Annotated in this window: 19 protein-coding genes; 5 read left to right on the top strand and 14 right to left on the bottom strand. The window is 51.9% G+C overall.

Going from position 1 to position 21,598, the window contains the following annotated elements:
* Nucleotides 1-11: 11 nt before the first annotated feature.
* From ABXT62_RS15600 to ABXT62_RS15575, 6 genes are all read right to left on the bottom strand, one after another.
* Nucleotides 12-821, bottom strand: coding sequence for an enoyl-CoA hydratase/isomerase family protein (locus tag ABXT62_RS15600; RefSeq protein ID WP_415356229.1), 810 nt, complete (start codon nt 819-821; stop codon nt 12-14).
* Nucleotides 822-845: 24 nt separating this feature from the next.
* Nucleotides 846-2,468 (bottom strand): acyl-CoA carboxylase subunit beta, encoded by a 1,623-nt coding sequence (locus tag ABXT62_RS15595; protein WP_415356228.1) that lies wholly within the window; start codon nt 2,466-2,468, stop codon nt 846-848.
* On the bottom strand, nt 2,465-4,270 hold the full coding sequence (locus ABXT62_RS15590; protein ID WP_415356227.1) for an acyclic terpene utilization AtuA family protein: 1,806 nt from the start codon (nt 4,268-4,270) through the stop codon (nt 2,465-2,467). Before ABXT62_RS15590 ends, ABXT62_RS15595 begins: the two co-directional genes overlap by 4 nt.
* Before the next feature lie 143 nt (nt 4,271-4,413).
* On the bottom strand, nt 4,414-5,634 hold the full coding sequence (locus ABXT62_RS15585; protein WP_415356226.1) for a TCR/Tet family MFS transporter: 1,221 nt from the start codon (nt 5,632-5,634) through the stop codon (nt 4,414-4,416).
* A 134-nt stretch (nt 5,635-5,768) separates the two neighbouring features.
* On the bottom strand, nt 5,769-6,644 hold the full coding sequence (locus tag ABXT62_RS15580) for a crotonase/enoyl-CoA hydratase family protein (RefSeq protein ID WP_415356225.1): 876 nt from the start codon (nt 6,642-6,644) through the stop codon (nt 5,769-5,771).
* A gap of 27 nt (nt 6,645-6,671) precedes the next feature.
* Entirely contained in the window at nt 6,672-7,475 is an 804-nt protein-coding gene (locus tag ABXT62_RS15575; RefSeq protein ID WP_415356224.1) for an enoyl-CoA hydratase/isomerase family protein, read from the bottom strand.
* 202 nt (nt 7,476-7,677) lie between these two features.
* On the opposite strand from ABXT62_RS15575, the gene ABXT62_RS15570 reads away from it, so the two are divergent.
* Complete coding sequence (locus tag ABXT62_RS15570; protein WP_415356223.1) at nt 7,678-8,748, top strand: sterol desaturase family protein; 1,071 nt, start codon at nt 7,678-7,680, stop codon at nt 8,746-8,748.
* Nucleotides 8,749-8,776: 28 nt separating this feature from the next.
* On the opposite strand, the gene ABXT62_RS15565 is transcribed toward ABXT62_RS15570, so the two are convergent.
* Complete coding sequence (locus tag ABXT62_RS15565; protein ID WP_415356222.1) at nt 8,777-9,409, bottom strand: class I SAM-dependent methyltransferase; 633 nt, start codon at nt 9,407-9,409, stop codon at nt 8,777-8,779.
* Nucleotides 9,410-9,452: 43 nt separating this feature from the next.
* Nucleotides 9,453-10,532, bottom strand: a complete 1,080-nt coding sequence (locus ABXT62_RS15560; RefSeq protein WP_415356221.1) for a metallophosphoesterase — start codon at nt 10,530-10,532, stop codon at nt 9,453-9,455.
* A gap of 301 nt (nt 10,533-10,833) precedes the next feature.
* Between ABXT62_RS15560 and ABXT62_RS15555 the strand changes: the two genes are divergently transcribed.
* The 3 genes from ABXT62_RS15555 (at nt 10,834) to ABXT62_RS15545 (ending at nt 13,080) form a co-directional block, all read left to right on the top strand.
* Nucleotides 10,834-11,388: a TIGR02281 family clan AA aspartic protease gene (locus tag ABXT62_RS15555; protein WP_415356220.1), complete on the top strand. Its 555-nt coding sequence runs from the start codon at nt 10,834-10,836 to the stop codon at nt 11,386-11,388.
* 236 nt (nt 11,389-11,624) lie between these two features.
* On the top strand, nt 11,625-12,314 hold the full coding sequence (locus ABXT62_RS15550; protein WP_415356219.1) for a PolC-type DNA polymerase III: 690 nt from the start codon (nt 11,625-11,627) through the stop codon (nt 12,312-12,314).
* Nucleotides 12,315-12,429: 115 nt separating this feature from the next.
* The gene (locus ABXT62_RS15545; RefSeq protein WP_415356217.1) at nt 12,430-13,080 is read left to right on the top strand and encodes an HAD family hydrolase; all 651 of its coding nucleotides are present in this window, start codon (nt 12,430-12,432) and stop codon (nt 13,078-13,080) included.
* 19 nt (nt 13,081-13,099) lie between these two features.
* Here ABXT62_RS15545 and ABXT62_RS15540 read toward each other — a convergent pair whose 3' ends face one another.
* The gene (locus ABXT62_RS15540) at nt 13,100-14,527 is read right to left on the bottom strand and encodes a TRAM domain-containing protein (protein ID WP_415356216.1); all 1,428 of its coding nucleotides are present in this window, start codon (nt 14,525-14,527) and stop codon (nt 13,100-13,102) included.
* A gap of 103 nt (nt 14,528-14,630) precedes the next feature.
* Nucleotides 14,631-14,846, bottom strand: a complete 216-nt coding sequence (locus ABXT62_RS15535; RefSeq protein WP_415356214.1) for an RNA-binding S4 domain-containing protein — start codon at nt 14,844-14,846, stop codon at nt 14,631-14,633.
* A gap of 300 nt (nt 14,847-15,146) precedes the next feature.
* Here ABXT62_RS15535 and ABXT62_RS15530 point away from each other — a divergent pair, with 300 nt between their 5' ends.
* Nucleotides 15,147-15,857, top strand: a complete 711-nt coding sequence (locus ABXT62_RS15530) for a lytic transglycosylase domain-containing protein (RefSeq protein WP_415356213.1) — start codon at nt 15,147-15,149, stop codon at nt 15,855-15,857.
* Here the strand turns inward: ABXT62_RS15530 and ABXT62_RS15525 are convergent.
* The 4 genes from ABXT62_RS15525 to ABXT62_RS15510 form a co-directional block, all read right to left on the bottom strand.
* Nucleotides 15,833-16,606 (bottom strand): prolipoprotein diacylglyceryl transferase family protein, encoded by a 774-nt coding sequence (locus ABXT62_RS15525; protein ID WP_415356211.1) that lies wholly within the window; start codon nt 16,604-16,606, stop codon nt 15,833-15,835. The genes ABXT62_RS15530 and ABXT62_RS15525 overlap by 25 nt on opposite strands.
* 379 nt (nt 16,607-16,985) lie before the next feature.
* Entirely contained in the window at nt 16,986-18,281 is a 1,296-nt protein-coding gene (locus ABXT62_RS15520; protein WP_415356210.1) for a sulfotransferase family protein, read from the bottom strand.
* Nucleotides 18,282-18,541: 260 nt separating this feature from the next.
* The gene (locus ABXT62_RS15515) at nt 18,542-19,432 is read right to left on the bottom strand and encodes a DUF6962 family protein (RefSeq protein WP_415356208.1); all 891 of its coding nucleotides are present in this window, start codon (nt 19,430-19,432) and stop codon (nt 18,542-18,544) included.
* Nucleotides 19,433-19,558: 126 nt separating this feature from the next.
* Entirely contained in the window at nt 19,559-21,583 is a 2,025-nt protein-coding gene (locus tag ABXT62_RS15510) for a DUF3604 domain-containing protein (protein ID WP_415356206.1), read from the bottom strand.
* Nucleotides 21,584-21,598: the final 15 nt, after the last annotated feature.

Below are 21,598 nucleotides of genomic sequence, written 5' to 3'. Positions count from 1 at the left end.
TTCTCCGTGGCTTACTCGTTGGCCCATTTAGGTTTGCGCTTCTCGACAAAAGCTGTGACACCCTCGCGGCCCTCTTCACTGAGCATGCAGGATGCAAATCCGCGCGATGCAAAATCGAGCGCCTCCGCCCGTGGACGTCGAGTGGCCTCGAATATAATACTCTTGGTGACCGCGTTTGCTCTGGGTGCACAGAGTGCTATCTGCTCCAGCACCTCTGCGCATTTTTTTTCCATATCCGCTGAGTCATCCGCCAACATATGGCCAATACCATAGTGGACCGCCTCCACTCCTGTGAACCGCGCACCGGTTAACATCAAACGTCGGGCTTGGGTGAGGCCGACACGTTCTGTCACAAACGGTGCAATCTGTGCCGGGGGAATACCGAGACTGGTTTCCGAAAGTCGGAATTTGGCATCCCGTGTCACGATAGTGACATCGCCGATACAGCACAGGCCCAATCCGCCGCCAATGGCAGCACCTTCTACCAGCATGATGACTGTCTGTGGCTGTTCGTTGAGTTTTATCATTAGGTCGCCGAAAAAACGGTTGCCGCGCGCCACGTCATCAGCGTTGGGCTCGACGTCCTGCAGGCCAGATTTGAACCCTTTGATATCTGCGCCGGCGCAGAAAATTCCGTCTTTACCGCGAATAATCAGCGTGCGCAGCGAGGCGTCTTGCGCCGCGACATCCAGAACGGCGTGTAGCTCGCTGACCATTTCGCTGGACAGGGAGTTTTTAGCCTCAGGCCGATTGAACCAGATGGTCAGTACGCTACCCTGGGGTTCCAGAATAAGGTCTTTGGTTTCGGGTAGATCTGTCATGTTTGGTACCTCCAAATATCGTGATTACATTCGCGCGATGCCAAAGCTGTTTGGTCGTACGATGCGGTGACGAGTTTCCCATACAGTTTCCAACAGAAAGCCGAGCGTCTTGCGTGCATCACGCGGATCTATCATGCCGTCGTCCAACAGGTGGCCCGAGGTATAGTAGGCGCTAGACTGGCTGTCGAACATATTGGCGAGATAAGCCTCTTGCTTTGATAATGCGGTTTCATCAACATCCACCCCTAGCGCAGCGGCCTTACTGCGCGCCACTTCGGACATTGTTTTTGCCGCTTGTTCGCCGCCCATAACGCCGGTGCGTGCATTAGGAAAGGTGTACAGGAAGTCGGGGTCAAAATGGCGGCCGCACATACCGTAGTTTCCAGCACCGAAGCTGGCACCGGTCATCATCGTAATGCGCGGGACCTCTAGATTGCGCACCGCCTGAATCATTTTCGAACCGTGCTTAATCATGCCTGCGCGTTCTGACTTGGTGCCTACAATATAGCCAGTGGTGTTCTGCAGGAATAGTACGGGAATATTCGACTGGTCGCACAGTTGCAGGAACTGCGTCGCCTTGGTGGCGCCCTCGGGGTCGATAGGGCCGTTGTTGCCGAGAATGCCGCAGGGCAGTCCGTAGATGTCTGCCTGAATGCAAACGGTCGCGGGACCGTAGCGAGATTTAAAGTCCATAAAGTCTGAGCCGTCAACTATCCGGGCCACCAGTTCACGCATGTCATAGGGGTTGCGATAATCGCAGGGGATGACGCCCGCTAGCTCATCGCTGTCGTATAGCGGTTCTCGATAACTGCGTCGCTTGGGTGAGGCGCAGTCTTTATTCCATTGTAGCCGGTGCATCAGCTCCCGGCACATCTGTACAGCCTGACCGTCATTCTCTGCCAGGTATTCCGCAAGGCCGGAAACAGAGGCGTGCATTTCGGCGCCACCCAACTCTTCCTCCGTCGCAATTTCACCCGTTGCAGCTTTTAGCAGAGGGGGGCCGGCCAGGAAAGCGCGGCCATTATTTTTTACCGCAATAACGTAGTCGCTGAGACCGGGCATGTAAGCCCCTCCGGCAGTGGAGGAGCCGTGCAGAATGGATATAACAGGAATGCCTGCCTTGCTTAGCTTGGCCAGATTGCCAAACAGCATTCCACCAAGGGAAAACCCCTCTACAGTGTAGTTTAGGAGGTCTCCCCCTGCGCTTTCAACGAGATGCACGAAGGGTAGCTTTTGCTGCAGGGCGATTTCTTCGCAGCGGCGCACGCGGTAACCGCCGGCGGCAGTCAGGGAGCCGGCTTGAATGCCACTGTCATCGACTACGACCATACAGCGTATACCGCTGATAAAACCGATGCCCGAAATAATAGTGGAGCCGGCGATCGATTTATCTGGATCATCACTATCCAACAGATAGCCGGCGAGATTGCCGACCGTCAGGAATGGCATGCCCGGGTCTAGTAGGCGCGCCAATCGCTCACGGGGTGTCAATTGTCCGCGCGCTTCAAAGCGTGGTCTACGTTTTTCGGAAATCATTGCGCCGCGCGCATTGAGCTCCTGCAGCCTGCTGATGTGCGCGAGCATGTCGCTGCGGTTTTTCGCATAGCCTTCAGAATTGACGTTTATTTTTGAATTAAAAATCGTCATGACAGTGTCTCTGCAATGGCGGTTGGCACGGATATCGGGCAGGACAGAAGTAGCTGTGCGTAACCCTTGCCTTGTGCGTCGTTACGGATACTGGCCACGCCCCCGCCTCCAAGCACATCGTGTAGCAGGAAGTTGATTGCGTTGGACGCCGGAAGCAAATACCGCTCGACGTTCCCTTTTTTTGAGTCGCTGAGAAAGTGTGCAAAGCGTTTGCGCACTATGGCCTCCGTCAATGCAGCGCAGATGTAAGGAAGGTATTCTTGCTTGCGCGCTATGATGCCGATATTAGCTTTGTCGCCTTTGTCACCACTGCGACCCCAGGCCAGCGCAATCAGCGGAACCTTGACCATCTGCAGACTTCTATCAGCAGTTGGCGTTTTTGGACGAGAAATGGCTTTGATGTTCAGCACTTCACCGTAGACTTCATCGCAGGAGATGACCTCATCGCCCAGCAGTATCTTTACCTGCACCTGCGCCTTTGGCACTGTGTAGGAAAACAGTCGCACCACAGGGGAGGGGCTAGGGCGACTACCGGCAAAGCCTGAAAGGCCCGGCGGTGTTGCCAGTCCAAGTCCTACCGCTTCTTTAAGAAAAATACCGATACCTCCGATGTCCGGGTGTTTCACCGCAATTTTCATCACAATTTCACGACTGTTTTTCACTTTACTGAATGCGCCGTAGTGGGTCTCTGTGCCTAATAACTCTATGCTGGTCTCACTGAAGTCAGCTAGGCCTGCGTTCCTGAAGACTCTGCGTGCCGCCTTGAATATCGCTTCACCGAGTGCGCGCGCCTTCCTACTGGCATCGATGCCATAAAAAGTCATATAGGTACCGCCGCGAAATTCATCGGCGTAGGTTGCACTGACCTTGTAGGTGTCGGGGGCCGTTCGACCTTTTGCGCCGGACACCTGCACACGGTCTTCACCAATCTGCTCGATCCGTGCCGTTGAGAAGTCGCAGACCACGTCGGGTAGCATGTAGGCTTGCGGGTCGCCGATCTCGTACAACATTTGTTCGCTCACTGTACCTACGGAGACCAGGCCGCCTGTATGTTCAGGCTTGGTGCAGACAAAACTGCCGTCAGAGGAGATTTCTGCGACGGGATAGCCCATATCCGACAGACCTTGCACCTGCTCCCAGTCGGTAAAATTGCCGCCGGTGGCTTGCGGCCCGCATTCCAAGATATGACCCGCCAGAGAACCCATGGCCAGTTGGTCGAGATCATCGCGCCCCCAGCCAAAGGCGTGAATGCAGGCGCCCAATGTGACGGCGCTATCAACGCAGCGGCCGGTCACGACAATATCGGCGCCTGATGCAAGAGCGTGGGCTATCGGAAAGGCGCCCAGATAGGCATTGATACTCAATACTTTTTCACTCGGCGGAAAGGCTGTGCCAGAAAACATCTCGGTGATGCCAGAGGTTTGCAGCGATTCCTTACGGCCAACCAGGTCATCACCCACCACGCAGGCCACAGTGAGGCTCAGCCCCTGTTCGGCGATGATCTGGCGCAGCGCTCCAGCGCAAGCCTCGGGATTGACGCCGCCCGCATTGGAGATGACCTTGATGCCGCGCTCGGCGATTACTGAGAGGTTTGGTTTCATGGCCGCGCTGACAAAGTCTGGTGCGTAGCCTTTGAGTTCATCTTTGGCTCTAGCCCGGGCCATGATGGACATGGTGATCTCAGCAAGATAGTCGTAAACGATATAATCAAGGCCCACAACACTTAATAATTGAGGCGTGGCTCGAGCAGCATCACCCCAGAAACCACTGGCGCCGCCAATGCGCAATACCGTGTCTGTCATATCGTAGATCCTGTCTAAGCGCGTATGACGCAATATGGTACTCGATCAGCTAGTCCAGCACATGGGATTGGATGACATCTGCATGGGACTTTGCGCCAACTACTGCAGCGCTATGTGCTCACGTCATTGGCGGTTATTATGCTCTAGCTTTCGTGTGACCCTCGACCGAGCGCGACCGAGCGCAATAGCACGACCAACGCCAACAGTGTAAGAATAGCAGCCACAAAAAAAGGCGCACCGGGAAAATAGGTAGGAGCTTGACTAGAGCTGAAGTAGGCGAAGAGTTGGGTCATAACCGGTGGGCTGAGGATGGCCACTAGGCCGCTCATGCTGCCAATCGCGCCTTGTAGCTCGCCCTGTGCGTTGGCGGGGATTCGTGCTGACATGATGCTTTGTACGGATGGAGCCACAAATCCTTGCAGCGCGCTTATCGCTATTATTGGGTACATCATCCATCCATAAGGGACGAAGGCGTAGCCGATGAAGCTCAAGGCCGTTGCTATTAATCCCACGACGGCGGTTTTGGTGGGGCCCCATCTGGGTAATACTAAGCGGATAAGGTAGGCCTGCACGAAGATCATTGCCACGCCGATAGCACTTAATGAGAAACCAATGTCGCGGGGTGACCATCCAAATTTTTCAATGGTAAAAAATGCCCACACACTGGGGAGCGCAAAGTGGCCCAGTTGGTAAAAGAAATAGACCAGCACGAGCGAAATCACCACTGGGTATTGTCGCAGTTGATTAATGGCTGCCAGCGGGTGGGCCCGCGACAATTGAAACGGCCGACGGTCAGCGTTTTTCAGTGACTCCGGTAATACGAAGTAGCCGTAGATAATATTAATAAACGTTAAGCCTGCGGCGGCGTAAAAAGGTGTGCGGGCCCCGTATTCCCCTAAAAATCCACCGATAGCAGGACCAAGAATAAACCCAGCACCAAAGGCCGCGCCCAATAGCGCAAAGTATTGGGCGCGTTTGTGGGCTGGGAAGGTGTCTGCCACATAGGCATTGGCAGTTCCATAGGTAGAGGCAGACACGCCGCCAATAATGCGACCCACAAAAAGCCAGAATAGTGTCGGGGCCCAACCCATGAGCAGATAGTTAAGGGCCATTGCCAGCAACGAGTATAACAATACAGGGCGACGTCCAAAGCGGTCCGACAGATTGCCCAGTAACGGGGAGGCAATAAACTGCATACTAGCAAACGCGAACATCAAAAAGCCGCCGGTGCGCGCGGCGTTGGTCAGCGAGCCCCCGGAGATATCCATAATGAGATGCGGGACAACCGGCATAATGATGCCAAGCCCAATTGCATCCAGCAGTACCGTGAAAAAGATAAAAGCAAATGCTAACCGTGGTCGCATGGGTGACTCCAAAGGGGGCTACAGCCTACCACGCTCAAATTAGCAGCAATGAATTATCGTGGAGGTGCTCCATTGATGAGACTCGAGAGTTCGGCGCGGGTGCAGGGCCTGATGATACTTCCCTGCGTTTCGATTCATTCCCACCAGGGATAAAAAGGTGGCATGTCAGTAGATGTACGTTGGGTAAAGTTAGCCGGGCGTTTTTCCAGGAACGATTGTACCCCCTCCTTGCCGCTGTTTAAACTGGTGTAGAAAATCGCAAGTGAATCTACCTTGTGAGCCTCAACGGGGTGCGGTTGCGCTGCATTTCGGTACATCATTTGGCGCGTCAGCGCGATCGCCACCGGACTATGCTGGGCGATACGTCGCGCGATGCTGTAAGCTTCTTCCAGTAGCTGATCTGCTGGCACGACTGCTTTTAAAAACTTTCCGGCCAGCGCCTGCTCGGCTTTCAAGACATCTGCGCTGTAAACCCATTCTAGTGCCTGTGAGATGCCCACAATGCGCGGCAGAAACCAACTAGAGCAGGCCTCTGGCGTAATACCTATTTTGTTAAAGACGAAACCGATACGAGCGTGCTCCGCCGCCAGACGTATATCCATGGCGCAGGTCATGGTGGCGCCGATGCCAACCGCCGCGCCGTTGATCGCCGCGATCACCGGCTTGTTGCAATCATAGATTGCCAGCGTGACCCGGCCTCCGAGGTCGCGCACACCTGCAACTATCTCAGGGTCATCCAGGCGCTTGTCCATGTCTTCCATGGTGGGCGTTAGCGCCTCGTTAAGGCCGAATACATTGCCGTCCACCGACAGATCCATGCCTGCGCAGAAAGCCTTACCTTGTCCAGTCACAACTATCGCGCGCACATCGTCATCACTACTAGCGCGATTAAAAGCCTCGATGAGTTCATGCCCCATCTCAACTGTGAATGCATTAAGATGCTCAGGGCGGTTAAGTGTAAGGGTGAGAATGCAATCTGCGGTCTCATACCGCAGTGTATTGTAGGACATCTCGTTCTCCGATTACTGACTGACAGGTTAGTTGCCTGTGAACTGAGGCGGCCGTTTTTTAAGAAAGGCTGTTGCGCCCTCCAAAGCATCTTCTGTGTCTTGGGTGAGCAAAAATTGGTCGGCGTCCATAAAACTGACAGCACTGTCCAGGGCCGTCGCACTGGCATTTATCGCTCTCTTGGCCATGCGTACGGGCACCGGCGGCATAGCGGCGACCTGGGCCGCAAGTTCGCGAGCGCGGCTCAATGCCTGACCAGGCGCGCAAACGTAGTCTAACAATCCCCACCGCTCTGCAGTGGCAGCATCCAGTGGCTCGGCGAGGATCAGTAACTGTTTGGTCTTTGCCGGCCCGATCAGGTGAGTGAAGCGAGGCACGCTCTGCCAACTCATGTTCATGCCCAGCTTGAGCTCCGGCACGTAGAAAGAGGCGTTGTCAGCCGCGACGCGCCAGTCGCAAGCAACCGCCAGAGCAGTGCCGCCACCAATACACCAACCTTCGATAGCGACGATAGTTACTGGTTCAAGAGCCTCCCATGCGGCGCACATCGCGGGCCCAACTTTGACCAGCTGGCGTCTTTGGGCCACTGTTAGATTGCCGGCATTGGCGGCTTCCGGATCATTAAGATCCATCCCAGCGCTAAAAATGTCCTGAGCTCCGGTTAGGATGATGACATTAAGCTCGCTGTCGAACTGCAGTTCCTGTGCCAGACGCGTCAGCTCGCGCATCATAGCATTATTGAGGCTGTTTACCTTGTTAGGGGAGCGAAACGTGACTTCCAACACACGGTTTTCGCGGTGCAGGCTCAGATACTCCCAATGTACCTTATCCATATGTCTCTCCCTCTAAACCTACCCGTTCAGGTTGTACTCTAGTATCGCCTATGGCCGGCTTACTTGCCTAGCCCCTATATAGCGCCATTGATCGATCTGCTTTTTTATGCCCGTTTGGAAACATCGCGCTGATAGAGTATTGTTCTGCAAAGATGATAAAATCACCGTCGTTTCTGAGGAATTTGAGAAGTCTTCCGCGCCTATGTCTTTAGTAAGTACACACACTGACACCGCAAATGGCGCCGACAATATTGTTGGCCCGTTTACACAAATGAGCCAGACCGTTGCGAAGTTTGTCTGGAATACAGCGGCCACCAATATTCCACAGGACCTTGAGTGGGAGATCGTATTATTGACGCTCGCTATCGCGGGCCTGCTTTGGTTCCTTCGCGGTGGCCACGGATCAAAGGGCGTTGATGGCCGAGTCCGAAAAGCGGGCCTACTTCAGTTCCTCTTGCCCAAAGATATTTATACTCATGCGTCTGCTCGAGTAGATGTCTGGTTGTGGGTAACAGAACGAATTTTTTACCCATTTTGGGCGATAGCGCTACTGGCCACCGTTGGCCCCGCGACGGAACAGTCAGTAATCAGCGCGCTGAAATGGCTTTTTGGTAACTCCCCGGAGCTACATTCCAACCTCGCATGGATGTTGCTGTATAGCTTGGTGACGCTACTGTGCTACGACTTCGTTTTCTTCCTTACGCACTATGCCATGCATAAGGTGCCCGCCCTGTGGGCACTGCATAAGATCCACCATTCTGCTGAGGTATTGACGCCGTTGACACGGTATCGCGAGCATTTTATCGATGGCCCAATCTGGGTTGTTGGCGGCGCAGTTAGTTACGGGTTCGCAGCCGGAATATTTGGCTTCCTGTTCAATGGTGGAATTACTGAAGCCACCCTGCTTAATCTTGGTTTTTTCGCCGTGCTATTTGGCTTCAATGGATCATTTCGCCATTACCATGTGCAGTTCCATTATCCAGTATGGCTGTCAAAATGGCTGCAAAGTCCTGTAATGCACCATGTCCATCACAGTTACCTGCAGCAACATCACGATAAGAATCTGGCCGTATTCACCAGTATCTGGGACAGGATGTTCGGCACTTTGTATATTCCGGAGGTGGATGAATACACGCCCTGGGGTCTAGGTCCGGACTCTCAATCTGAGCATCAAACCTTTTGGCAAAATACGACGGGGCCTTTTCGTGACTGGTACAAAATGCTAAAGCCCCGAGCTTCAAGGGGCCACAGGTCCGAAAGAGAGCAGTCGTAAACCAGCGATCACAGAGGACACAGTGTTATCAGCTAGACTTTTGACTCACTATGGCAAGCCATGGTTGTGCGGCACATGGCATACCAGGTGGACGATAATAATGGTCGATAACCTTAAAGCCTGCATCCTCTAGATAGGTGCTGGAGACGCCGAATTCCATAAAGTGGCCGTAACGTTCACCAGAGAAGTCTTCACCACTACCGCGGGGATTGGAGGAAAATAGAATTCCGCCTGGTCGCAGAGCACTGTGTAGTTGTCGTAAAACACGCGGAAATTCCTGCCTCGGAATATGAAATAAAGACGCATTTGCGAAGATGCCATCAAACCTTGTCTCTTGGAGATCAAGCGCTAGGAATGATTGATGCAGAACGGGGCAGCCGGTCTTTTCCTGCGCCATCGAGCAAAAAGCGAAGCTCCCGTCAAGCCCCACGGCTCGGTGGCCCAAGGATTTAAAATAGGCGAGGTCTCTGCCAGGGCCGCAGCCAAAGTCTAAAATATCCAGTTTCCGTGTTGCTTCAAACGGGGCCAAAAAATTATCGTAGTTTTGGCTTACATCGTGATCTTTTGTCCCCTCCCGAAACGACAATGCATTATCCTCGTAATGCGATAGCGTGAGGTTGACGATCTCGGCCAACTTTTTATCGTTTAACGTTTTTGACATATGGCTCTTTCTCGAATGAGCTGGGTGGACAGGGTGCCGCTACTCATGGTGCAACGTTAATCGACTGTGTGAGCGGTCGTATCTCGAATAAAGTCACCTCGCCCCGACTGCCCAGGCGCATCACCGGGCCCCAAGTGCCCGTTCCTGGAGAGACATACAGCCGCGTCATACCCTCCTGGAACAGGCCAACGGTTTTCTTAAATACTCGGCCTACTACAAAGTTAAACGGCACTATCTGTCCGTTATGGGTGTGACCAGAAATCATCAGGTCTACCCCGGCTTCAGCTGCGGCCCTGAGTCCGCGTGGGCGGTGATACAGAAGGAGTACAAACCGTTTAGGGTCGATATCCAGTGTTGCCAATTCCCGCTGGACCTGTGACGGGTTATCTGCGTCATCTATGCCAATCAATTGGACCTCGCCATGCGTGGTGGTACGCGAGCGCAGAACCCTGACGCCTAGTCTGTTAAGACGCTGCAAAATAGCGTCAAGGTCCTCGTAGCGCTCGTGATTGCCTATGCTAAAATACATAGGCACGCGACAGCTGCGCAAGGCTGACAATGCTTGCTCACTAACCCCAGTAGCATCGATAAAATCGCCAGTGATACATAGAAAATCGATATCTAGTCGATTAACCTTTTGCATGACACGACTTAAGAAAGCGCTAGTGCGAGAACCAATATGCACATCAGTGATCTGCGCGAATCGTAAAGTAGAGGTAACCTTTGTGCTGGATAGCTTTATCTCCACCACAGAAGGTGAGTAGGCGTTAAAAACGCTGTATGCCGTTAGCGCAAAAGCCAAACAAACCAGCGCCTGAGCGGCGGTATATTCGGCTATCCAGCCCAGTGCGACCGGAAGTTCTGTGGCCACCAGCATGCACAATAATAAAGGACTGATGCCCAGCCACAAATCTGCACCACGCCGCAGCCAAAACATCGGACCGTGGCTTGCGTGCTGTAGGTAGAGCCTCGCCACGATTTGACTAAAGAACAGTGGCAGGAACACAGCTGCAGTTTGCACACTGTCCATGCGCAACCACTGACAGAGCCGCAAAATTGGATAGGCAAATAGCGGGATTTGGAGTAGCAGCGCAAACGCTAGGAACTGATGGCGTCTTTTCATCTCACTTATCTGTCTGTTAATGATTCAAGAGGAGCAGTGATAGGACGCCAGGAGACTCTTTGGAGTGCATCATACTATAAGACTCCAAAGCGGCCTCTTATGCTGACGCGCCATAGACACCAAGCGTATCGCTATTTTGAACTGCTCACCCGGTTAGTTGAGGAGTATAATTGAGGGCAAGAACATTTGCAGCGTTTAATAATATTTAGCGTACACTCCCTCTTTTGGCAGCAAAAGGGGTGATCTTCGCTGCCGCTGTCGTGTACGATTTTGGCATTAAAATGGGGTCCGGTCGGGGACAGTGTCCCGAAGACTGGTCGAGGATTTAGGAGTGAGGGCAGACGACGAGGTTCAGGGTCACAAGCGCATGGGAGCGGTCATGCAGGCGCTGGCGTGGCTGGCTTTCATTGGTCTGGGCATCGTGTTTTTTAGTGATGCCCTCGATAAACAGTACAATCCAAATCAGAATCTGCAGACGCGACATTCGGAGGGAGGTGTGCGGGAAGTGGTACTGCAGCGCAACAAATTTGGACATTATGTAACAAGTGGAGAAATTAACGGTAAGTCCGTTACCTTTATGCTCGACACAGGCGCCACCGGTGTGGCAATTCCACAAGACATAGCATCTTATCTGGGAATACCGCGCGGCAGAGCCTTTTCAACACAGACCGCCAACGGTAGATCCACCAGCTATGCTGCGAACTTAGACCGTGTCAGTGTAGGTGAAATCGAATTGCAGAATGTACGCGCCGCAATTGCTCCGGGTCTGCAAATGGAAGAGGTACTCCTTGGGATGTCTTTTCTGAAACACATTGAATTCTCACAGAAAGGAGACACACTGATACTCCGACAGTAATATTTATTTGTAGAATAACGAAATTTCACGGAAGAAAATATTGCGACGTTATTAGCACCACTGAATTATTCAACGCACACCGTTTCGCAGCCCGCGTGCGTCATTTATGCGCATGCAGACAAGCTATAGGCAACTTTTCATATGATTTGTGCGTACAATCAAATAGACAGCGGCGGGCCTTTTTCGATGGAGCTCGAAGTCATAGATGATTGCGACCCCAAAATGGACCTATACCGATGACAGGCTCAAGTTGTGTAACAGCGAATGAGGTCGCGACCAATACTAAAACGGGTGAGCAGATTTCTCATCACGGTGCGGCGGCTGATACCGTTGTTATCCTCGATTTTGAGACCACAGGGCTATCCCCGGGCGAGGGTGATCGTGGTATAGAGATCGGCGCGGTAAAAATCGAACGTGGTCAGGTAATAGGACGCTTTCAGGAGTTGATGTATCCCGGCCAACGCATTAGTGGCTTTATAGAATCGCATACGGGCATCAGCAATGAAATGCTTGCTAAGGCGCGTCCCTGTGGTGAAGTCATGCGAGACTTTTCTGAATTCATACAAGGTTTTAATCTAGTCGCGCACAATGCATCTTTCGATAAACGTTTTCTCGATGCCGAGTTCTCGCGGGTCTCTATAGATTACTCGGGGCAATTTTCTTGCTCTATGCTCGCTGCGCGGCGGTTGTGCCAGCACTCTCCGAACCATCAGTTAGGGTCATTAGTCGCTTATCTGAATATTCCAATGGACGGAGTGCTCCATCGAGCTCTCTATGATTCAGAAATGACAGCCAAGTTGTGGTTAGTCATGTTGAACAGCATTAAAGAGCAATATGGCCTTTCGGTAATACCTTTCAAGCTCATGCAGAAACTGACCAAGACCCCTAGGCACGCTGTTCATGCGTTATTAAAGGGCTGCTGCTGAGGACTGGCTGCGCAGCGCTATTGGCAGGTGCTAGCAACACTAGCAGGTCCAGCTTAGAAACAGTCTTATGAAGGGCATTTACCGACAGGGGGTTGCGTTAATGAGGAGAGGAAGAATGTTGGAAAAAATTAGAGCCGTGCTCTTTGACTTTGGTGGCGTCTTTACGGATTCACCTTTTCATGCCGTTCATGATTTTGGTGAGGAATTGGGTGTTGAGCCAGTAGAGATCACCCGCATAGTGTTTGGTTCCTATGAACACGATGGTGACCATCCTTGGCATCAGCTTGAGCGTGGTGAGATTACCCTTGAAAACGCCCGTAATCAGATTCTGGGGTTGGGTCAGAAGCTCGATCTACAGATTGATATTTACGAGCTATTTGCACGAATGGCGGGTAATAACGCCGGCGCAGATCAGAGGAAGCCGCTGGTAGAGCGGGTGAGCTCTCTTAGGCAGGAGGGCTATACCACTGGCATCATCACTAACAATGTAAAGGAGTTTGGCGATGGCTGGCGTAGCCTCATTCCGGTTGATGAATTGTTTGATTTTGTTGTGGATTCTAGCAGCGTGGGCATACGCAAACCCGACCCTCGTATTTTCCAACTTGCCCTGGAGCAGTTGGGTGATATTTCACCAGGACAAGTTGTTTTTCTAGATGACTATCAGGCCAATGTGGATGCTGCACGGGATCTTGGATTGCAGGCTATTTTGGTTGGCGCCGACGTGCTGGCGGATATAGAGACGCTGGACGCTCTGCTGTTGCGCTAAAAAGCGCAACGCGCAGCGTCTATCGTTCAAATAGGACTATAGCCTCGCTGTGTCCGCTGTGAGGAAACATGTCCACCGCTGCGGCTTTGGTCAGCTGAAATCCGGCACCGCAGAGCACTCGCGCATCGCGCATCAGCGTTGCGGGATGACACGATATATACACGAGGCGCTTTATTTTTGAGCGCGCCAGTGTCGCACAGACCGACTTTGCGCCGGCGCGAGGCGGATCCACAATGGCGATATCCGCTTTGGGTAGGGTCACTGTGTCTGTCATAAGGTTGAGCATTTTCGCGCTAATATTTTCTATACCGTTTCGCTGCGCGTTGCCTTCGACGCGCAAGACCATATCACTATCACCTTCGATCGCATGGACGGTTTTAGTGCGGCGAGCAAAAGGCAAACTAAAATTTCCTATGCCTGAAAAGAGATCGAGAGCGATCTCATCTGAGCCGGGCTTTAACCAGTTTAGCGCGAGGGAGACCAGTGCCGCATTGACGCTCCAGTGGGTTTGAGTGAAATCGCCGGGCAGGTAGGCTAACTGTAACTCTTCAATTTCAATACTGTCGTCTTCAATTATCGGTTGCAGTCGAAGCGTTAATTCACCTTCTTCGTAAAGTTCCTGCAGCTGTCTAAGCTGCTCCCCTCCATCATCGTAGAGTGCATCACTGCGTGATTTTCTTCTGGCAGTTAGGCGAACTCGCATAGCAATGACGGAATCGAAGAGTACGGCTGTACGCAGCGCAGACAGGATTTTCTCTCCAGGATGTGCAGCGAAGTAAAAGCACAGACCCAGTTGGTTGTCGCTGTCGGCGTCGATCTCTATTTCGCGCAGGCCTTGCAGCTCGGGCGCAGCGAATAAAATTTTTGGTAGGACTTGCAACAGTGTATTGACCGCGGCATTAGCGACTACACAGTGCTGGAGACTGACCGCATCATGCGACCCGCGCTGCCGAAAACCAAGAGAGTACGTTTTGTCAGTATTGCGTGTCACGAGAAGGCGTACTCGATGGCGGAAACCACTTGAGCAACTGATTATCGGCGGCGCAAGTATCAGGCCCGGTGCAATTGGCAGCAGCATCGCTAGCAACGCTTCTTGTTTGTGTCGCTGCTGTGCTACCGGTGACCAGTGTTGTAAGGTACACCCGCCGCACTCAGCGTAAACTCGGCACTGGGGGAGAACGCGTAGCGCAGAGGGTGCAGAGTCCGGCAGCAACATAATCATATCGGCCGTGTCGAAGTCTCGCTTCACTGCTGTACACTGTACTCGCACCTGCTCTCCTGTTAGCGCGCCGCTAACAAAGACGATCTTTCCCTGGCGATTGGCTATACCTCGGCCTTCCTGACTCATCCGCTCGATGACTACTGTGTCTTTGCCCCATAGGCTAACTTGGCGCTGTTGTGTGGGGGAGGCCGGTGAGCGTTTGCGTGTTGATCGAGGTCTGGTCACAAGTTGAAATCCTAAGGGCGAGGAAGAATCGGTCTGTACTGTGAACGCGTTACCCTGCGGTGCGGTTCCAAGTGAGGTAAAGGGCGAAAACTCGTGAATGTTTTTATTGTGCGAGACGTATTTGTAGTTCTTCTTCCGCAAAGACAATAATATCGCCGGCGACTACCTTTCTCCTCTTGCGGGTCTCCACCTCGCCGTTTACCGTCACCTGACCATCGCTAATCACTAATTTTGCTTGGCCCCCACTGCTCACGATGCCTTCAAACTTTAGGATTTTGAACAGCTCAACAGGCTCTTTGTTGATGTCTACTTGTCGCATTGATCATTCCTGTGTGGTCAGTCTTGTAAACTACAGATTATGTTTAGTGATGGTGGTGCAAGTGAATCTTCCATTTTCTGAAGAAATAGAAGGATGTAGTGTAGCCCGAATTAAGGGCCGGCCCATCGCTTTCTCAAGAAATTTGAGCAATTAGTCGGTTTAATATTGTGTTTTTTCCCATCTGTGCTGGTGTCTGTGAGCCCAGTCCTGTCAATTTTGACACTCGATGCGGTGTCTCCCGCTCGAAGCTGGGCTACAATGTGCCTAGAGGTGTAACAGGAAAATAATGACGTGAGAGGTTTGCTTGGCATTTTTGCATGTGCATTATTGCTCTTCACTGCACATGCAGTGGCGGATCAGACTACCTCTGTCCTGACCAATGCCCCGCAAGTGCCCGATGCCTCTTCTGAAAAACCCGCCATTAAAATCTACAAATACAGGAACCCATCTGGTGTGCAATCCTATTCCGACCGCGCTCCCATGGGCATTAAGTACGAGATGGTGCAATTTTCATGCTTCGCCTGTAATCCGAAGTCTAAAGTGGACTGGAACAATACGGCGCTCCAATTGAACGCTTTTGAGGCTGCGATTAATATGTCGGCCGAGAAATATCGGGTAGATCCGGCATTGGTTAGAGCTGTTATTCATGCTGAGTCTGCGTTTAAGCCCGGGGCCAGGTCAAAAAAGGGTGCGCTCGGCTTAATGCAGTTGATGCCCGATACGGCAAAAGATATGGGCGTCACGGATGCCCTAGTGCCGGAAGACAATATTCAGGGCGGCGTTCGATATCTGGCGTGGCTTCTTGAAGAAAATCATGGGAATACCATGCTGGCGACAGCCGCTTATAACGCGGGCCCTGGTGCGGTAAAACGGCACAACGGTATCCCGCCATACGAGGAAACCCAGACCTACGTCAAAAGGGTCAAAATCTTACATGATCGCTATAAAAAGGCGTTGACTAAGACTTTCTCTGGTCATTGGGTGTCTCAGGCTGAATTAACACGCCGATAATATAAAACAATAATCAGAGCGACTAGGCCCGCCGCACTAATTGAAAATGATGTCAGTTGCAGCTCGCCTACATACGGCACTCTGAAAGACTCAAGAATTGCCTTGGCGCCATCGTGCAGAATGAGGAACAGCAGGCCGATTTGGCCATTGAAACTACGTTTCGTATCGAACCACATGAGAAAAACGCCAACGCCAAGCGATGCTGCCATGAACAGGAAGTGCAGTGGGAATACGGGATTGCTAGGATGGGAAGAATGATCAAGCAAGCCTTGCTGGAGCTGCACATACCAAACCTGACTTCCGGGTTCATAACTGAGACAGTAAATCGCATCACACTCAGGCCCCGTGCAGCAACCGTTCATAAGACAGCTGAATCGTACCAGAGCGAAACAGAAGCAAACGGTTATTGCCAGTACATCGAGGAAACGAGGAAGCGGCAGGTCGGGTAAAATCCATCGTTTTAGTAGCGGGCCGACCAGAATCATGCCCAGTAGAGCGCCCGGATAGCGTAATCCGCCACGCAATTCACTGGAAAGCGGCTCGTATACCTCCCAGCCTCGCACGTGCAGTGAAAATAATTTTGCGCCCAACAGGGCAAAAACGCCTATTGCTAACAGCAGAAGAACTGCTCGGCCCGCTCTAATATGGTCGTTGCGAAGATAGAGTATAAAAAAAACAATACCAAAAATCGCAATGGGCGAAATCAGTACTCTCAGAGCATCTAGACCGAAAAGTCCGCTGGGATACATAGTTAAAGCCTAGGTTCAGTGGCAGCGAAAAGGTTGCTATGGCTTATACCGCGGTTTGCATATCGCGCGCTATTAGCAGCCTGAGCGTAGCGGGTTATAATCGTTCTAGTCACATTACTACAGAAAAACATTCGTGTGAAAAAGCAATGTAGGGCAATTTTCACCAAAGCGGGACAAAGGAGGAAAGATTCTTTTATAGGGTTTTCTCTCATCAGCCTGTTTGCGGGGCCGGTAGTCTCTCTCGCCGCATCTCGTCAACTCAACGTCAGTAGATAACTGTGTACTGGGTAGTTTGATTAATATAAAAGTATAAAATAAGGTGCCGTGATTACCTAGCCATTTCACTGCAGCACCATAGCGAAATTATGTTTGCAATGAGCTAATACAGATAGTCGTCAAAGCATGAAACGTATTCTGAATACAGTTCACGTTCACGTATTTCGTCCAATCCAAAGTTTTCAGGGGAGTAGGTGTGTCTGCCGTACAAGTGCCTTGGGTTCTGTCTCAGATATTGACGCATTCGGTTTTCAGCCTCGCCGCTCAACGGCATCTCAAAGTGTTCGTATAGACTCGCTATGACAGAAATTGGATCTGAACAGAGCGCGCTGAAACGCACATCAAAAACCTGACGCTGATCCAGAGCACCGCGGTCTGACATTCCCGCGCTTGCGATTTCTGAAAAATGTCGAGCTTCGTGTTCGCCGATAGCCCGTGGATTAATGGCGTTACTGAAGCCGCTCTGTAGTTTACATACGAGGCTTGAGAATGAGGAGATCGCCTCAAGGGGTCGACGGTGGGTCCAGACTATCCGTGCGTCCGGATACTGTGCGACCAGATATTTCAGATAAGCGAGGTGCGCCGGAGCTTTCAGCACCCAATGCCCGGCGCCGAAATCGACTTGCAGATGCTGGAGAAAATGAGCGTGCCATTGGTAAGATGCAGTCATGTCCTGGGTCAGCGCCCAGCTCCTGTATTTCGGAATATTATACATATACCCAAACTGTTCACTGATAAAATGAGACGCAAGGATGTAAACGCATTCCTGCGGTAGCTTCGCGCCAATGGCGTGGATCGCCCTGAATCCGGGGGACAGCTTTTCAGCTAAGGCCAGCATTCGGTCCACACCTTGAATTCTTCTATCGCTGGTATACGATATTTTTTTGGGAGGCGGAAATGGTCTGGTAACTTCCCAGCTTGCAGGTGACCGAAAAGAGGGGTCCTGCGCAATCAGTTCATACAGTATGGTAGTGCCGGTTCGTGGCAGTCCTGTAATAAATAGTGGTCGTTTTATAATCTGGCGCGTCACTTGGGGCTGACGGCCGCGAAAATCAATCAGTCGCAGCCGAACGCAGAGATGGTCCAGTAAATTGAAATATGCGGCTATCTGTCCGATTTGTGAGAGCTGTGCCTGATCATTTAATTCAGCTGTGAGTATGTCCAGTCCATCTCTGAATGACGTGTCGCCAAAGTCTTGCAGCCCCGTCTTTTTTTTCGCTTGCTTGATGAGTAGATCTGCGTTCAGGTCTGGCTTGTTGTAGCCCGCTGTCCTGAGCTGTTCGCCGATACGGTTTATCAATTTGACATAAACGGGCTGATTAGGGTTTGAGCGTTTTGGATTCACATTCAGTGCCTTGCTGGGCAATGGCAATGCCATTGATAATTGAGACCTATTCATCGGAATCGAATGCCGCGGTTGACATCGCAGTGCCCCAATATAGAAACTTGACGCAGATGCTGAGGGGACTCTTAATATGTTGATGCTAACTACAGCATCCCTAATACTGGCGCCTAAGTCTATGCTAAATTCTGTCCTATTGACTCAGTACTACTGCTGACGAAGGGGTTATGTGCGGTTAGGGTCTTATTCGTCGCCAGACCATTATGTGAAGGCAGAGTAATAGAGTGCTAAAACTCGTCTATAGCTACCAAAAGTAATTAGTGCTTATTTATAAATGCGTGATCATCCAGCGACGGAGATTGCGATTCTGCATCGGCCATGACGCTAACAACTGCGGTCCCGACATACCAAACCCAGACCAGCATTAGCACGTGTAAAACATCGTTTTCTGAAAACCAAAAGCCTTTAGACCAGAGAATCTGCGTATAACCGAGTAGTAGGTAGCCGAAATAAAGGGCATTAGTGACGAACATAATGATCCACGCTCGCAGCAAAATGTTGTCTTTATTAGACTTGTTATTGATATAGCGCCAGCCGTTAATAAGGAAACAGGCAAGGAATGCTGGCGTGGAGAACAACACCAACATTTCAAAAGAAATCATAAATCTGTTTGGCAAGAATGCGCCGACAGCTGCCACGCAGCAGTAAATGACTGTGTTGGCGAGGCCATACGTAAGCAACAGGCGTCGCATTAGACCTTTTGTGCAGGCGTAAGCAACACCTGCCAGCATGGCATTCACGCTTCCGACTTGCATCGCTAGATAGGCGATCTCCCACCAGCTGGTCCATGTACAAAATTCTCGTTCAGTACATTTAAGTTCGAAGCCAAATGCCTGATAGCTGGTGCCGGCCGATATCGCAGCAATGCCCCCCAGGGTCATGGCGATAGACCACCAGCGCCTGGATTTCTGTTCGTTATCCCGTTGCCAGAATCGCCACCCCACCCACAACCACATTAGTCCTAAGAAGTAGATCAAGAGTGTCGAGGTAGGTTGAGTGAGTGTGACGCCACTTGAAAAGAGTTCGACGCACGGCATGCTCTCACACCATTGCGTTGGCGTGGTCTTTGGCTGCCACAGCAGCGAGTCGATCCGGTCACATCCGGTTAAAATGAGCGTACTGAGGGCAGTGAGCGTCAACCTGGTCATGCCATCCCCTTAAATTTCGCCGCGCAGCAAAACGTTTGCGATGGTGTACAGCCCCCAAAAATTATAGTGGAAGCAATGTGAGCGCGACGGCCAATCCAAGATAATACGGGTGCAGTAAGTAGCATGTCAGTTCGCTGACTGAATCCATATTGGCGAGGACCACGCCCGCTCCCGGATGGTCGCAGGAACGTGGGAAGGCGGCGTTTGGCCCAATCGCAGGGCGTCGTAGGTCGACCAGCGGCAGGTGGGGTTTTGGAGGGCGCGCACGTAGTAAAAAGCATTCTGGTCAGAGTGATAGTCAGGGTCCTTCCAGGCTACAGCCATCTGAGCCGCACCGGTATTACCCAGACCTTCACAATTAGCGATGCTTACAGAGGCACCGTTGTCGGGGCAGCGTAGGTTGGAGGCATCTATTTTTAGACCATCGGAACAGCTGATGTCGCGCACGCTTTCATGAGTAACACCCTCAGCGTCTATCCATCCCTTGACCATCTGGAGACGTTGCAGTGGCGCACTCATCAAGTCTGCTGCCGCCCAGACGAAGAATGTGGGGCTATCCGTTTGCTCTGTGCCTGGTGTCAAAACGCCACCCATGGGCACCCCTCCGTCGACCGCTAGAGCGATGGCATCAGGCTGGTCGGTAATATCCTCGTCGAAGCCCCAGCCGGCAAAAAACCGTAACGTTATGCGTGGCCCTGAAGTTGCATAGACCTCGCGGTGTTGCATGCCTTTAAAAATCGCATCCCGCGTATTTTCTTCTGCCCATACTCCCGTGAGTCCACCGGAGGTGTGGAACTGCAGAATGGATTCGTAGGGCTTGCGGCCGGGCCATTCAGTGATGCGGCGAGTAGCCGGTGAGGAAGCCGCTGCGACTTTGCCGACAAAATCCCACTCTTCCACATCACCGGGGCTGGAATTGTGGGTATCGGTGGAGCCAATCAGGCCGAAGGCAAAGGGGTTAAAGCCCATATCAGTCTGCATTTGAAGGCCGATTTTTAACCCCTGACGGGCGAAACTGGTGGTGAAGGCACATCCGCTTTCCTGACCAAGTTGACAGGGTTCTAATATTTGACCGAAGCCACACTCCTCGTCCGTGGCCCCAACACCCAGCGCACACTCTGAAGAGCCCTTGACCTGATAGATCTCGGCGAGCGGTTCGCGTCGCTGTCGCAGTAGCCAACCTTCCTCGTCGTAGGTTTCGCCGTCCCAAGTATTCTCACTGTAGAACAGGCCCCACCCCTTATTCATGTTGTGTGGAATGGTGAGAAAATCGCACTCGCCGCTACAGTCGTCTTCTAGGACCTTCCATAATGCTATGGCGTTGCCAACATCAAAGTAGGACGTGGCGTGCTCCGGGAGCCCAGTGCCATTAAAGATGACGTTACGATGGTGCTTGCCTGAGTCAGGAAGGGGTGGCGAGTACTCGTAGGCTGAAAATACCGTGAGCGTGCCGGGCTGGTTGTATTTGTCCGCTAAACGCTTGTATTGCGACCAGTCACTATTGCTGTCGCGGTAACAGCGCTCAAGGTCTGTTTCATCTAGAGTGCATATCGGAAAATTAGCCTGGGTTGGATGACTGCGGACACTGTTGCGGTAGACGCCCGCCGCCTTATTGCTAGCGGGTCTTTCTGCCGGTTCGTTAGCAACTGCCTTCAACAAGAGGAATGTCACGACATTGGGCGTTTCCATTAGCCAGCAGTTCAGGTTTTCCTTTAGCGATAGATTAGTATCATCGCAACGCGTCCTTAAACCAAAACTCTCTGCATGATCTGTGATGGCCACAAAGTCCAGCGGCCGCGATAGCTGCATAAGTTCGCCCCCAGCACTGCGCAGGCTCTCGCCCTGCGCAAACCGGTAAGCATCTTCAATGGTCAGGGTTGTCCCAAACAATACAGCATCAAAGCTTTCCACAGTATGGACATGTAGGTCGCCCCAGTAGACATTCTTGAGAGCGTTGTAAGATTGATTAACGTGGGGTTGCGGCGCCGGAACGATAACACGACTGTCATCTTGCAGAGCGTAATCTGCCGGCGCAGTGGAAACCGAGGTGGCGCGATAAAGCGCATAAACTTCATCCCCGCCGGCTAACCACAGCGCACAGGTTGACAGTATAATCACAACCAGCACGCCTAATAAGGTCTTCTTCAACATGGCTTTACCCATTTC

The sequence above is a fragment of the Halioglobus sp. Uisw_031 genome (assembly GCF_047729875.1).
Classification (GTDB): domain Bacteria; phylum Pseudomonadota; class Gammaproteobacteria; order Pseudomonadales; family Halieaceae; genus Marimicrobium.
This window is presented reverse-complemented; position numbering and strand designations above follow the sequence as displayed.

Coding starts and splice junctions, on each gene's coding strand:
- ABXT62_RS15520 (WP_415356210.1), bottom strand. CDS start 18,281: ATGAATAGGTCTCAATTATCAATGGCATTGCCATTGCCCAGCAAGGCA.
- ABXT62_RS15525 (WP_415356211.1), bottom strand. CDS start 16,606: ATGTATCCCAGCGGACTTTTCGGTCTAGATGCTCTGAGAGTACTGATT.
- ABXT62_RS15575 (WP_415356224.1), bottom strand. CDS start 7,475: ATGGATAAGGTACATTGGGAGTATCTGAGCCTGCACCGCGAAAACCGT.
- ABXT62_RS15535 (WP_415356214.1), bottom strand. CDS start 14,846: ATGCGACAAGTAGACATCAACAAAGAGCCTGTTGAGCTGTTCAAAATC.
- ABXT62_RS15580 (WP_415356225.1), bottom strand. CDS start 6,644: ATGTCCTACAATACACTGCGGTATGAGACCGCAGATTGCATTCTCACC.
- ABXT62_RS15560 (WP_415356221.1), bottom strand. CDS start 10,532: ATGAAAAGACGCCATCAGTTCCTAGCGTTTGCGCTGCTACTCCAAATC.
- ABXT62_RS15585 (WP_415356226.1), bottom strand. CDS start 5,634: ATGCGACCACGGTTAGCATTTGCTTTTATCTTTTTCACGGTACTGCTG.
- ABXT62_RS15565 (WP_415356222.1), bottom strand. CDS start 9,409: ATGTCAAAAACGTTAAACGATAAAAAGTTGGCCGAGATCGTCAACCTC.
- ABXT62_RS15600 (WP_415356229.1), bottom strand. CDS start 821: ATGACAGATCTACCCGAAACCAAAGACCTTATTCTGGAACCCCAGGGT.
- ABXT62_RS15590 (WP_415356227.1), bottom strand. CDS start 4,270: ATGACAGACACGGTATTGCGCATTGGCGGCGCCAGTGGTTTCTGGGGT.
- ABXT62_RS15510 (WP_415356206.1), bottom strand. CDS start 21,583: ATGTTGAAGAAGACCTTATTAGGCGTGCTGGTTGTGATTATACTGTCA.
- ABXT62_RS15545 (WP_415356217.1), top strand. CDS start 12,430: ATGTTGGAAAAAATTAGAGCCGTGCTCTTTGACTTTGGTGGCGTCTTT.
- ABXT62_RS15515 (WP_415356208.1), bottom strand. CDS start 19,432: ATGACCAGGTTGACGCTCACTGCCCTCAGTACGCTCATTTTAACCGGA.
- ABXT62_RS15595 (WP_415356228.1), bottom strand. CDS start 2,468: ATGACGATTTTTAATTCAAAAATAAACGTCAATTCTGAAGGCTATGCG.
- ABXT62_RS15550 (WP_415356219.1), top strand. CDS start 11,625: ATGACAGGCTCAAGTTGTGTAACAGCGAATGAGGTCGCGACCAATACT.
- ABXT62_RS15570 (WP_415356223.1), top strand. CDS start 7,678: ATGTCTTTAGTAAGTACACACACTGACACCGCAAATGGCGCCGACAAT.